The 12,679-nt window shown below is 43.0% G+C and carries 12 protein-coding genes; 5 read left to right on the plus strand and 7 right to left on the minus strand.

The annotated features are described in order from the left end of the window. Positions 1–10 precede the first annotated feature (10 nt). Positions 11–1,072: a PAS domain S-box protein gene (locus ASJ33_RS08145; RefSeq protein WP_052465212.1), complete on the plus strand. Its 1,062-nt coding sequence runs from the start codon at positions 11–13 to the stop codon at positions 1,070–1,072. Then, positions 1,053–1,721, plus strand: a complete 669-nt coding sequence (locus ASJ33_RS08150; RefSeq protein ID WP_041331519.1) for a response regulator — start codon at positions 1,053–1,055, stop codon at positions 1,719–1,721. The genes ASJ33_RS08145 and ASJ33_RS08150 overlap by 20 nt, the downstream gene beginning before the upstream one ends. Before the next feature lie 322 nt (positions 1,722–2,043). Here ASJ33_RS08150 and ASJ33_RS08155 read toward each other — a convergent pair whose 3' ends face one another. Continuing rightward, positions 2,044–2,331, minus strand: coding sequence for a hypothetical protein (locus ASJ33_RS08155; protein WP_041331521.1), 288 nt, complete (start codon positions 2,329–2,331; stop codon positions 2,044–2,046). Between the two features lie 21 nt (positions 2,332–2,352). After that, positions 2,353–3,909 (minus strand): reductive dehalogenase, encoded by a 1,557-nt coding sequence (locus tag ASJ33_RS08160; RefSeq protein WP_041331523.1) that lies wholly within the window; start codon positions 3,907–3,909, stop codon positions 2,353–2,355. Positions 3,910–4,140: 231 nt separating this feature from the next. Here ASJ33_RS08160 and ASJ33_RS08165 point away from each other — a divergent pair, with 231 nt between their 5' ends. Continuing rightward, positions 4,141–4,611, plus strand: coding sequence for a MarR family winged helix-turn-helix transcriptional regulator (locus tag ASJ33_RS08165; protein ID WP_023652843.1), 471 nt, complete (start codon positions 4,141–4,143; stop codon positions 4,609–4,611). 225 nt (positions 4,612–4,836) lie between these two features. Here ASJ33_RS08165 and ASJ33_RS08170 read toward each other — a convergent pair whose 3' ends face one another. Then, entirely contained in the window at positions 4,837–5,811 is a 975-nt protein-coding gene (locus ASJ33_RS08170) for a helix-turn-helix transcriptional regulator (RefSeq protein ID WP_041331526.1), read from the minus strand. 569 nt (positions 5,812–6,380) lie between these two features. Here ASJ33_RS08170 and ASJ33_RS08180 point away from each other — a divergent pair. Together ASJ33_RS08180 and ASJ33_RS08185 are read left to right on the plus strand one after the other, a co-directional pair. Then, positions 6,381–6,581 carry a hypothetical protein gene (locus ASJ33_RS08180; RefSeq protein ID WP_012882604.1) on the plus strand — a complete coding sequence of 67 codons (201 nt, stop codon included), beginning with the start codon at positions 6,381–6,383 and terminating at the stop codon, positions 6,579–6,581. Then, positions 6,571–8,076, plus strand: a complete 1,506-nt coding sequence (locus ASJ33_RS08185) for a glutamine synthetase family protein (protein ID WP_023652846.1) — start codon at positions 6,571–6,573, stop codon at positions 8,074–8,076. Before ASJ33_RS08180 ends, ASJ33_RS08185 begins: the two co-directional genes overlap by 11 nt. A 362-nt stretch (positions 8,077–8,438) precedes the next feature. Here ASJ33_RS08185 and ASJ33_RS08190 read toward each other — a convergent pair whose 3' ends face one another. From ASJ33_RS08190 to ASJ33_RS08205, 4 genes are all read right to left on the minus strand, one after another. Next, positions 8,439–8,711 carry a hypothetical protein gene (locus ASJ33_RS08190; RefSeq protein ID WP_041331530.1) on the minus strand — a complete coding sequence of 91 codons (273 nt, stop codon included), beginning with the start codon at positions 8,709–8,711 and terminating at the stop codon, positions 8,439–8,441. A 33-nt stretch (positions 8,712–8,744) separates the two neighbouring features. Continuing rightward, positions 8,745–10,268, minus strand: a complete 1,524-nt coding sequence (locus ASJ33_RS08195; protein ID WP_041331532.1) for a reductive dehalogenase — start codon at positions 10,266–10,268, stop codon at positions 8,745–8,747. Between the two features lie 368 nt (positions 10,269–10,636). Further along, positions 10,637–11,317, minus strand: a complete 681-nt coding sequence (locus ASJ33_RS08200; RefSeq protein WP_041331535.1) for a response regulator transcription factor — start codon at positions 11,315–11,317, stop codon at positions 10,637–10,639. Then, the gene (locus ASJ33_RS08205; protein WP_080775296.1) at positions 11,314–12,516 is read right to left on the minus strand and encodes a PAS domain-containing sensor histidine kinase; all 1,203 of its coding nucleotides are present in this window, start codon (positions 12,514–12,516) and stop codon (positions 11,314–11,316) included. The genes ASJ33_RS08200 and ASJ33_RS08205 overlap by 4 nt, the downstream gene beginning before the upstream one ends. Between the last annotated feature and the right edge of the window lie 163 nt (positions 12,517–12,679).

The following is a 12,679-nucleotide window of genomic DNA, read 5'->3' on the forward strand; positions in this document are numbered from 1 at the left end:
ATAATCTTAAATGGTAAAAGATATTTCCTTGAAAAAGAATAGCTTGCAAAACCTGGTTGACATGGTACTGCTTGATAACGCCCAGGATGATGTTATAGTTCTGGACCCGGATGCAGTGGAAATTGTTTATATAAATAAAAAAGCTGCCCAAGCAAGGGGATACGAACCCGAAGAACTTATCGGAACATCCCTTCATATTCTTCACACTCCGGATTCTGTTATCTCACTCGAGAAGAACTGGAGTAAACGCATACGAATACTCGAGCGAAAAGGTTTTAATATCGGAACAATTGTTCATGTATGCAAAGATGGCTCTATCATAATTTCCGAGTGTTTAAGCCGTTTAATCAAAATTGACGGTAAAAAATATGTTATGGCAACCCATAAGAATATCTCTGATGATAACAATCAAATTGGTACTGCGGAAAGGGCAGCCGCTTATGTCAATGCCCAGGAGCAGGAGCGTGAGTGGATTTCTATGGAACTCCACGATAGAGTAATCCAAAATATGACCTCTATTCTGCATAATCTTGACTCGTTTTACCCAAAGGATACAGATACAAAGAATGCTCTCAAAAATATTTCAGAACAGTTATCTAAAACCATACAGGAAACAAGATTTCTCACCAAAGAGCTTTACCCAAGCGCACTGGAGAGATACGGTTTAATCCCAATGATAAAAGATGAATTGTACAAACTGGAACAGGAAATGCCCTGTGAAGTTGACCTTTCTGCTCCGGGTAAACTTATAATTCCGCAATACTTATCATCAACCCTGTATCGAGTCATACATGAAGCTTTGAATAACATAAAAAAACACTCTAAAGCCACCAAAATCAGGCTCAAGCTTGATACCCAAAATAACCAGATACACCTGAGCATAACTGATAACGGGATAGGCTTGAATACCAACTTGCCTGACACCAAGCGGCCCAGTGGAATAAATATAATGCGCCAGAGAATAAGTATCATCGGAGGAGATTTGGTTATTAAAAGCAGCACCAAGGGGACAACTCTAAAAGTAATAGCCAATATACCGGAAGAATATTGTGATGAACTACCAAAACCCTGAGATACGGATATTTGTTGTTGACGACCACGAGGTTGTCAGGCACGGGTTAAAAACCATGTTGGAGACTGTGCCTGATTTTATCGTTGTGGGAGAATCCGATGGTAGCGAGGCTGTTGTTGAGAAAATATGCCAGTCTAAAGCGGATATTCTGTTGCTGGATATACGTATAGAAGGTTCTGACGGCTTTCAAATAGCATCTCAGGTAAAAGCCCGTTTGCCTGCGTTGAAAATAATCCTTATTTCCGGCTACGATAGCAATCTGTATATTACTGAATCTCTGCGTCATAAAATCCGGGGATTTATACCAAAAGGGTGTCAAAAAGAATACATCTTTACTGCCATAAGAATGGTAGCGCTGGGCGCAACCGTATGGCACGGCGATCAAATATTTCAGGCCATACGAAATCTGAATTCCGACGAAAACCAGATAACCGTTTCCGAAGTTTCCGTCACTAACGCCTTGCTCGATCCACGCGAACTGCAAATACTCACTTTAGTATCTGCAGGAAAAACAAATAAAGCTATCAGTGCTGAATTGGATATTTCTATAGATATGGTGAAAAAAACAGTATCCAGGCTAATGCACAAATTTAATTCTACCAATCGGACACAATTAGCCACTGCCGGTTCTAAATTAAAATTAGTCTAAATTTAATGTACCTAATTACTAAAATAAATATACAATCACTTTTAGCATTCTATACTTAATTAAGAACAAAACAAAATAACAATATTATTAATCTAACTAACTAACAAATTCCAGCCGCTGTTCAGACCGCAGCCGACCCTCCCCCGTCTCCACCAAAGCTAAAAACATGGATTGGTTTTAATAAAACCAATCCATACGGACGTAAATAACCAGACGGGGAGTTAGAGTTATTTAAAAACCTCATCTCCACATTTGTATAAGAGCGGCAAATAAAAAGCGGGGGAAAAGATTCCCCCGCATGGGTATAACCAAAAACTCTAACCTAGGTCTGTTTTGCTCTTCTGGCTACCAGCTGCCAGGCAATTACCATAAGCACCAGCGCGGGTATGCCGATAATGGCAAACCCCATCCAGGCTGCAAAAGTAAATAACTCTGTCATGGCGCCGAAAAGATGCTGAACTGCCAGTAAAAGCAGGGCAAAGCCTACGACGCCTATCAGCCACTCATACCAGTTTGCCTTTATATTTTTCCGCTGCAACCATTTAAAAAATTCAAATATGCCAATAGCTGCAACTGCCCCAATTAATGCAAAGGGAATGAAGTACTCCATAAAAACTCTATCCTCCTATAATTATTGGCGTAAACTATTAGGATGGGTACCGTAGATATGCCATTCATCAGGGCTATTCCACCATGATTCAGGGTCTTTGTCCTGCTTACCATAGTGAAGAATACCTTCCATACTGGTAAAGAAGCTGTTGAACAGGGGGGTGGTGGCGACAGTTGATTTGACTATGCTATGGACAAAACTGCCGTCAGCAATAGTGTTAAACGGGCAGTTACCCTTACATGCACCGCCACAGGGTGTATACGCACATTTGAATAAATTGCATCGCCAGCCTTTATAGCCAGGCAGGTTGAACATGACCTGTGTGCCGCCTTCCATCTTGTCATCAGCCCAGTTTTGCCCACAGTTATTATCCCAGCTGCGGTTAATGCCGCGTTCCGGTATGGCACCTACGGGGCATGTTTCAGCACAGATACCGCAGGTCTCACAGAATTTGGTAAAACCGGCATCTATCGGCTTAGTTAAAGCTAAAGGCAGATCTGTATAGAAGATGGCATGGGTGCGCATTAAACCGCCGTATTCAGGAGAACCAATCGTCTGGCCCAAGCGGGCATGTTCTCCGACTCCACTTGCAATATCCCAAGCCAACGCTGGCTGCATGTCATGTCCGTAAGAGACATTGTAACCTAGCCCGCGGATAAACTGTTCAACTATGTTTTTTGCATATGCAACTCGCGCATAAGACATATTTTCAGTACATCCGCCAAGGGCTGCACCGAGACCTCTACGAGCTATTTCATCACAGGACAAATTATGAGTTGCTATCACATATCTTTGTGCACTAGGTAGATGAAAAGCAGGAGGGTCCTCGGTGAGATAGCTTTCGGTCGCATTATCATCAAATATTATGCGTCTTTGACCGGCCGTGGCTGGTATAGCTGGTAGTAAATTTGGACCGGTCGAAGCTCGAGCCGACGTTTGAAAAGGCATATAATCCCAAACGAATTTTTTAGTCTGCTCATTAAGCTCAGCAACGCCTACCATCGGCCCAAGCCCAACCAAACTGAAAACAGCCCGTATCATTAGAAGGTTTTCCTCTGGCGTACCCTGCCATTTTGGCATACCAATTTCTTCAGGACGGTGGGCGGGTAAATTTGTCGACGTACCCCCTTGAACCAAGTTGCCGCAATAGCCGGAGTTCCCATAGGACATTGCTTCAAATGCTGAGCCTAGCGCTTCATCCCTTGTAGTAGGACCTTTATAATCGGGCCAAAATTCCTTCGCCTTCTCAGCCGTGGCTTCCTCACCAGCATGCTTTAACGCTGCGAATGCTTGAGGTCCTTCAGGATACGCATTCATGGTTACACCAAAATTCCAATTGGGGAAACCTCTTTGGTCACGGCGCTTCATTATATTCCAATCAATCTCTATACCATAATCGCCATAATCTCTTTCTTTTACATACCAACCGCGTTTTAAAACGGCTTTAGTTGAACTGGCTGCTTCATCCAAATCATGGAAAACTGGGGCTGTAGCGCTTGCTGCCCCTATTCCTGCCACCCCAAGACCCAGACCCTTCATAAAGTCCCGTCTGCTTACTGTGCTATGGAATTGGTTCATATTTACACTCCATTCATATTATTTTGGCAGGGAAGACCAAACCTTTTTATCCTATTTTCACCTCCTTATCTTCACCAGCAGCCAATAATTTGACTGCCCGTGAAACCTTTGAAGCAGTTTATCTATATAGTTTTTCTACACAGATAAATTGTATCACCTTAGTCAAGGGGATACTTGGTTTGAATATGAGAAAAGTAACAGCTAAAATTGGCATTATAAGGAGATAAGAATATGCCTAATTTCTACTTTTTTGATTTCGGGGATAAAAATGTCGAGTTGTTCGGCATAATAATGCGAACCAGAAATATCCTCTACAAACTCTCTAAGCGACAACTTCATCACCTAGATATAAGCCCGGAACAGTCAACTATTCTTAAAGTCGTAAAAAATAGCCCCACTCCCCCAACTCCCATCCAGATATCCCGCCAGCTCCTTAGAGAACCGCATACTATTGCTATTAATCTGAAACGAATGCAGAATAAGGAACTGATTACTCTGGAACAGGATTCTGAATGGAAAAACAGGCTAAGGGTTAAACTGACTGACAAAGGTCAGCAACTTTGTGAAAAATCTTTATCCCCTGATTTTTTTCAAGAAGTGTTTCAGGATCTGACCGAAAAGGAAATTGACCAGTTCAAAAGTACTTTGGAGAAACTTTTAGCAGCTAATATGAAGAGACTGAAAACCCAAAAACCGGAATGACTGGCAGATTCCCTAGATAATATATTCACCTCAATTTATATTAGCCATAAACCCCAGCCGTCGTTCAGTCCATAGCCAACTCTCCCCCGTCTTCACCAAAGCTAATAAATACGGATTGGTCTTAATAAACCAATCTGTATAGACATAAATAACCAGACGGGGAGTTCGGGGTATCTAAGCAACTTCTATCTCTATATCTGAGTAAAAATAGGCTTATGATATTGGTTATTCCAAGATATTCAGATTAGACTGCAAAAAAGTCGACAGATTGACACTTTGGTTGACAATTTTAAACTTGCGCCTAATATTCTCACGATGATGGTTTATGGTAGCGGGCGAAACACCCCGCAAACTGGCAATTTCTTTTGTAGTTAGCCCGTTCTTGACCATATTGGAAACAGCAATCTCTACGGGTGACAAACAGTTACAAACTCCAGACAGGTTTGTCACAAAGGAAGAGCTTATATCCTCTAAATTCGAAAGAATCAGTTGGGTATAGATCTTCTGTGAAGGAGGAAGTTGAGCCTCCAATGACAAGAGAATGGGTTTTAATATCTTATCAACGTTCTGGTTGATATCATTATATATATCCTGCCGAGCAGCTTCACCCCTGGATAAAATAACTTTTAAAGCCATATTTGCTTCCTGCAACGCCTGCCGCTCAAGTTTAAGCTGGCGGTTAATCTCCTCTAATTCCTCATCTATGGCGATACGTCCAGCTATATTACCAATCTGCACGGTTACGTTATTGAGTAAAATCCGTTCCTCTTTAAGGAATGGACCTTCGTAAACAACCGGGCGCTCTTCGGTGTAGTAAATAGTGCACTCACCCATCAGTTCACCATTCAACAAAACTGGAGAGGATTGGTACCAATTGCTAATTTTAAAACCGGTGGATAAAAAGAGGTGCCCTCTGAAAACTATCTTAGCTTTGGTGATATCAGGATACTGCCAGGCATTAGGCAGAAAATTGACAAGCTCAAACAGGAATCGGTTTAAAGAGGAATGATAGCGCTCCGCCAGCTGAAAAATGCCGTACATGCAGTTCAGTTCTTTAACCCGCTCCCGCAGAGCTATTTCAACTTCATCAGTTTGACCTTCAATGGGTAGCGGAATCGGCTTCAAACAAGAACCAGTATCCTGAGTCTTGCCCAATGCAGGGTAAACCACCGGAGAATTATTGTTCTCTTGAAGATTCACTCAAAATTACCCATAAGTTATAGGCATTATATAGGTGATATTCTAGTATTTTCAATAAGGAGAATACCAGATACTCTTAACAGAGTCAATTTAAAGATGGAGAGCGACTGGCGCCCGAAACCAATAAAATACGGCTTGGAACAAATTTCGGCTTATCCCCACCTTGCTAGACCACAAAGGCAGCCTGACTATTTTCCTCTTCAAAAGGTTTTAAATTCTACTGCCGATGCAGGCGTGATGGGTAAATGCACATGTATAAAAGAGAGGAACAGGAAATTCTTCCTATTCCTTATCCTTCTTCTAATTCCATATACCGTATGCCATAAGTTTACATAAAGCAATCACAAGGCCAATAGATCGAATTATTGACACTCCGGAATCAGCGTTTGAGATTAAGACTTCCATGATGCGTCTGAGTGACAATCCTTATTTAAGGGGGTATTAAAAAGAGCAAAAACACATGCACCCAGCGAGTAATTTGCAAAAAAACAGGCAAACCCTTTATCGTCAATTTTACTGGCTGTACTAAACATTCCAGCCTGCCGAGACAAATTCAAAAGGAGAAACGTATGATTAAACTTGGGTTAGATCGGTTTGAAGTTCAAGCACTGTTCAAAAGGTCATTATCAAACCGGCAAATTGCTGAAAGTGATATATACAACTCCTTATCGGATTTAATAGGAGATGTGATAGAAGAGAACAATAATAAAATTTCACAGCAATTATCATTAAATTTATCTGAAAAGGAACAATGGAAATATGGCAAATGATAGCATAGCCCTAAACCCAAACCCGGTAACCCTGCATTTGGGGAAACCCCCCGAAGAGTTCACTAAAAAAGACCTGATAAAATTTATCGAAGACAATAACATTAAAGCTGTTAATTTTCGGCATCTGGGCGGTGACGGTCGCTTAAAAACCTTGAATTTTGTAATAAGCAGCAAGCCGCAACTGGACAGGGTGTTGTCCGCCGGCGAAAGAGTTGACGGCTCAAGCCTCTTTTCGTACATTGATTCAGCTTCAAGTGACCTGTATATTGTCCCTCGCTACAAAACTGCTTTTGTTAACCCGTTCTCGACTACACCGACACTCGAACTGTTATGTTCGTACTATACGAAAGATGGCACTCCTCTGCCGAGTGCCCCTGAGAATATTCTTAAAAAAGCCAATCAATCGTTGCTGAAAAGCACCGGCCTGACTTTTCAAGCCATGGGTGAACTGGAATACTACGTAATAGCAAATAAACAAAGCCAGTATTCCGCTACAACCCAAAAGGGTTATCAGGAATCAGCCCCTTTCTGCAAGTGGGAAACCCTAAGATACGAAGCAATGCAGGCAATAGCCAAGGCGGGAGGCCGTATAAAGTACGGTCACTCTGAGGTTGGTCACATATTTAACGAAGAGCACGAGATGGAACAAAATGAGATAGAATTTCTGCCTGTGCCAGTTGAAGACGCCGCCGACCAGCTGGTTATTGCCAAGTGGATACTGCGGATGATGGGGCACAAACACGGGGTTGTGGTAACATTTGCACCCAAAATTCTGGTTGGTCATGCCGGAAGCGGCCTGCATGTACATACCAAATTGATGAATAATGGCACAAATGCGCTGATTAACGGCGGTGGTCTCAGTGAAACAGCACGCAAGGCCATTGCCGGTTACCTAAGACTGGCTCCGTCACTAACTGCCCTTGGAAATACTGTTCCTCTCTCGTTCCTCAGACTGGTACCCCACCAGGAATCTCCCACCAATATATGCTGGGGTGACCGCAACCGCTCTGTTCTGGTACGTGTGCCTCTGGGCTGGTTAAATGTGGGGAATATGGCAAAGGATGCCAACCCGCAGGAAACAGACGAGCCCGCCGCCTTCAGCGACAGCCAAACAGTAGAATTCCGTTGCCCGGATGGATCGGCGAATATTCATCTCCTTATGGCAGGACTAGCTGTTGCCGCTCGGCATGGGCTTGAGATGGAAAATGCCCTTGAGTTAGCCAAAAAACTTTATGTTGATGTTAATATTTTTGCTGACGAAAATACCCAAATCCAGCAGGCACTCCCCCAATTGCCTTCTTCTTGCTGGGATTCAGCGGAATGCCTTATAAGAGACCGCCAGATATACGAGAAGGACAACGTATTCCCACCGGCTGTAATTGATGGCTTGGCAAAAATTCTGAAGTCATACAATGACAATGACCTCAGCCAGAGGTTCTACGGTAAAAATGATGAAATTCAGAAGCTGGTAGACCACTATTTGCATTTTGCATAAACCGGACTATTACTCCCTACCTGACGTTTGTTTAGAAATATATATAAAGGGTGCGGCTTAAGCCGCACCCTTTAGTTTGATTAAATACCCCGCAACTTAAACTGTTTAAATATTCTTGAGGAAATACAACTAACCAAAACCCAGTCTTAGTGTTTCAGGTATATTCTCACCCTCTCCCCCGTCTCCACCAAAGCTAAAAACATGCCCTTGCCTTAAAAAGCAAGAGCATTTAAACGTAAAATATCGGATGGGAGTTTCAGTTCCGATAACACTCATTTTCACAGTTGAATTAATCAAAATAAATTGAGGGGGAGTATACTCCCCCTCATAAACTTTTCCGCAACTTTTCCTCAAAAACTAAACTAAGGCTGTTTAGCTCTTCGGGTAGCCAGTTGCCACGGAAGTACTAATAGCACAACCGAAGGCAATCCCATAAACAATAAAATCATATAAGCGGGTTTTATCTCTGATTCCGCTAAACTGCCCAGGAAATTTTGGACAGCCAGAAATAATAACACTATCCCCGCTATACCCATCAGCCACTCATACCAGGTTAGCGACATTTTTTTACTCAAAAACCATATCACCAAACCCAGCAGGACAATTCCGAATAAAATACCTTCCCAAAAAATCATTTCTTGTCCTCCGTTTTAATTTGTATTAAACGCCTAGCGTCCCAGAAGTCTGGCGTAGTTAAGAGTTGAGACAGATGAACTTGAATCGCGATTCCACCAGCCATCATAATCGGTATCCACATCGGAATAGCCAAACAGCCTGTCGGAATCAGCGAAAAATTTGTTCAGGAGAGTTGTATTGGATATGGTAGATTTAATGATATTGTGCATAGAAGCAAAGTTCTGCTGAGAAAATACACAATACCCCTGGCAATATGAACAGCCGCGGCAGCGGACGTAATCAACATGCCAGTTCTTTACGCCCGGCCTGCTCCATGTATTGGGTGTGCCTGCAGGTATGCCATACTCAGGTCTGCCCAGTTTGGTGGGGAAGATGTCCCAAGTCGGTTCTTTATCCTTGTTTATGGCTTCATTCGGACACAGATCTGCACAAACACCGCATGTCTCGCAAAACTTGGTCATACCCCCGTCAATAGGCGGTGTCGGCACAACCGGTAAATCAGTAAATATACCCAGATTTACCCTGTATGCAGAACCCAGTTCAGGGCTTATGCCAATTCCGTGTCTGCCTATTTCATTTATACCTGCCAGTGCACCACCGCCCGTGTTGTAGCACCAAACGCTTTCGGAATGCAGATATCCCAATACCTTCAGGAATGCTTGCATACGTATAAGCAGTGTAAGACGCTGATTGTAACCCAGTGCAAATGATGACCCATTAATGGGCTGCATATGACCGGGTTGTGCGGGGTCACCAAGAATCCGCATAGTGTCATGCGGTTGGGTTACCTGTAAAACTATTACGTATTTCATTTTGTTCGGGAATACATGTACGGGTGCAGGAAATCCTAACCCGAAACCGCGGGGAATGACTTCACCAGTAGCATACGGCTCATCACAATCTGCCCATTTTGTAGAATCCGCAAAGGTAAGTTTCTTTACCTTGTCATCTACTTCCAGGAAACCCACTTTGTATGCACCAAAATAATGAGCAGCAGCTGTTATCATACGGCTTGCCTCTTCGGGTGTTCCAGACCAGCGGGGTACTTTTTTAAACTTCGGTGTACCGGGATTACCCCAATCAGGCCACGCATCAGGAGTGGGATCTGCGTTCCATATTTGAGGAGCAAGGGAAGGCGGTCCCACAGTTTCGTCAATAGAATGATCAAACAAGCCGCGCTGCATGGAAGCTATAAAGAGCGCATAATCCTCCATGCGGTATCCAGGCTTAGTCTGGTCCATTTTCGAAGGGTTAGTCAAAGCATCTTCATGAGTGAGATAACCGGGATATGGGCTGGGATAGCCGAAACCTTCCATTCCGGTTTTTATAGAGTGGCTGGGAGTCAGCATATTCCAATCTACTTCTATAGTCGGATTGCCATGTTCCCTTTGCTTTACCCACCAGGGGTGAGAAACTTTATTGTCAGCGCTGGGCATAAGTTCATCCAGATCATGAAAGGCCGGAGCGGCAGCCGATGCGAGGCCAAGACCGGCTCCGGATAAGCCCAAAGCCCTAACAAAATCCCTTCTGCTGAGTGTACTATGGAATTTAGACATGAAAACCTCCTTTTGTTGTAATAACATCTGTATAAATCAAAATCCTGAACAAATTGAATTTAGGCAATCACCTCCTCTCAGGATTCCCGTTGTCGTCTTAATAAACCTTGCCCGGGTGCAAAATTGCACTTAATGCGACAAAGCCGAATCCGGACAAAACAAGTAAAGAGGAAAGCAGGTTTGGAATGGTTATGCATATTTTGAATAATGCAGTTTATCTCCATACCTATACACCGGATTTTTGTAGATTATAGGATGGGGAAATTACATTAAGACCGACAGAGATTACATAATTCAGGACAAAAAAATTACCGGATTGTAACCGGCTGAGAAGGGGAATACTTTAATGCTTTGAATGTATGAGGTATTCAGATAATACTCAAAGAATACCCGATAGTGGCGTGTGATTTGATAAGTCCGTTTATTTTAGCGGCAGATTCTATCTTTATACGTAAACGGCGTATGTAAACCCTCAGGGTTTCAGTGGCGCTGGGATAATCTTCCCCCCATACGGCATTTGCCAGTTGGCTATAGCTTACAACTGCTCCCCGATGCTCCAGTAAAACCCCGATAATAATAGATTCGGTTCTGGTCAACGGTATAATTGAACCATGGCAGGTAAAACGGTTGACTCCCGGTTCGAACTTACATTCGCCGTAACGGATTACCTCACCTACAGGTATACCGGTACGGCGGCGCAGAACCGCCTTTATCCTTGCCAGTAATTCCAACTGCCCGAATGGTTTTGTTATATACTCATCCGCACCAAGATTCAAGCCTCTGACAATATCATTCTCACCCTGTTTGGCAGATATTATAATAATGGGCACATTTGAAAAAAGGCGTATACGCTTTATGGTTTCAAAACCGTTTATATCCGGCAACCCCAGATCAAGCAGGATAACATCAGGACGTTCCTTTTCCAGCATTTCGGCAGCTTCCAAACCGCTATCGGTAGTTATTATATCCACCTTATCAGTGCCGGCTTCCAAGGCAAGAGTCATAAACTCAACAATCTCCGGGTTATCTTCAACTATCAGTGCTCTCACAAACTGATTTCCTTTCTATCTGATTCTCCAAAAGGTACTACCAAAGGTAACACAACAGTAAAAACACTGCCGGTACCCGGTTTGCTTCTGACCCTTATATCCCCGCCATGCAGTCGGACAATCATCTTTGAAAGCGGTAAACCTATACCCAAGCCGCTCATCTCATCACTAAGCTGTTTGCGACGGGAGTAGGGTTCAAAAATCCACTGCTGATTCTCCGGGCTTATGCCCTTTCCATTGTCTTTAATCGTAATCTTCACCCGTTCTCCATATTTGGCAACGTGTACATCAATGATCCCGCCCGGTGAAGTAAACTTAATAGCATTGCCTATAAGGTTAAGCATCACCTGCGAAAGACGGCTTTCATCACCCTGGATTACGGGTAAATTCGGAGTTATTTTTAAAGTAAGCGTATGCTTTTTATTTTCTGCCCAATGCTTTAAATATAAAACCGTATCCTGCATAAGCTCGGCAATATCTATTTGCAAAACCTTTAACCGGAGCAGACCCATTTCTCCCCGAACCATACACATCAGGTCATCTACACGGGCATCCAGATTTTTTGCCCCGCGGTAAATATTTTCCGCCAACCGCTTCAGGGTAATATCAGACGCTTTTGCTATCAACATTTCACTCGCACCAAGCAAAGGCGTCAAAGGTGTTTTCAATTCATGAACCAGATACCGGTTAAAATCAATACGCCGATCCATCTGTTCCTGAAGTTGTTCAGTTAATCTTTTCTCTTTTTTATAGCGTTCACCTAGCCGGCGTTCCATATTTTTCCTGTCTGTTACATTCCGGAAAATAGTAAAACTGAATCCTTCCGACTTCATGATATGGGCAGTCACTTCAAATGGCACTATATGCCCGTCCTTGGCCACAAAAGCTATATTAAACTGAAGCCGTCTGTCAGATTCTGAACGTTGTCTTACATTCCTCCGTGACCGCTGAAAAAAAGGCTTGTAAGCGGGAGCAATCAAATCATCATTGCTTATACCTAAAAGCTCCTGGCGGGAATACCCCAGCCATTCACACATAATATCATTTATATCAATGATATTGCCCAAGATACCATCGGTATAATCTATCAGCGCCAATCCGTCATGCGCTTCCTTAAAGAAACGATGATACACCCTATCTCCCGCAAGGGGGTAGGCGATCTCTCCATAAGCATTATTATTTGTATGGGACATAGACATAATCAGTAGTTTCCCGCCCGTTTTCAATAGTTTTATTTGAAAACTTAAATCCGCACCGGATTTACAGGATTTTAAATAACTAAACTAATAAATATTCCACTGTTCAGCATTGGTTTGGCAAATTTTCTGACCTCCTGTCAGATAGAACAAGCCAAACCAGATT

Origin of the sequence: Dehalococcoides mccartyi (genome assembly GCF_001889305.1) — a bacterium.
In the GTDB taxonomy this organism is placed as follows: Bacteria; Chloroflexota; Dehalococcoidia; order Dehalococcoidales; family Dehalococcoidaceae; genus Dehalococcoides; species Dehalococcoides mccartyi_A.

Coding starts and splice junctions, on each gene's coding strand:
- ASJ33_RS08145 (WP_052465212.1), top strand. CDS start 11: ATGGTAAAAGATATTTCCTTGAAAAAGAATAGCTTGCAAAACCTGGTT.
- ASJ33_RS08150 (WP_041331519.1), top strand. CDS start 1,053: ATGAACTACCAAAACCCTGAGATACGGATATTTGTTGTTGACGACCAC.
- ASJ33_RS08155 (WP_041331521.1), bottom strand. CDS start 2,331: ATGGAGTACTTCATTCCCTTTGCATTAATTGGGGCAGTTGCAGCTATT.
- ASJ33_RS08160 (WP_041331523.1), bottom strand. CDS start 3,909: ATGAACCAATTCCATAGCACAGTAAGCAGACGGGACTTTATGAAGGGT.
- ASJ33_RS08165 (WP_023652843.1), top strand. CDS start 4,141: ATGCCTAATTTCTACTTTTTTGATTTCGGGGATAAAAATGTCGAGTTG.
- ASJ33_RS08180 (WP_012882604.1), top strand. CDS start 6,381: ATGATTAAACTTGGGTTAGATCGGTTTGAAGTTCAAGCACTGTTCAAA.
- ASJ33_RS08185 (WP_023652846.1), top strand. CDS start 6,571: ATGGCAAATGATAGCATAGCCCTAAACCCAAACCCGGTAACCCTGCAT.
- ASJ33_RS08190 (WP_041331530.1), bottom strand. CDS start 8,711: ATGATTTTTTGGGAAGGTATTTTATTCGGAATTGTCCTGCTGGGTTTG.
- ASJ33_RS08195 (WP_041331532.1), bottom strand. CDS start 10,268: ATGTCTAAATTCCATAGTACACTCAGCAGAAGGGATTTTGTTAGGGCT.
- ASJ33_RS08205 (WP_080775296.1), bottom strand. CDS start 12,516: ATGTCTATGTCCCATACAAATAATAATGCTTATGGAGAGATCGCCTAC.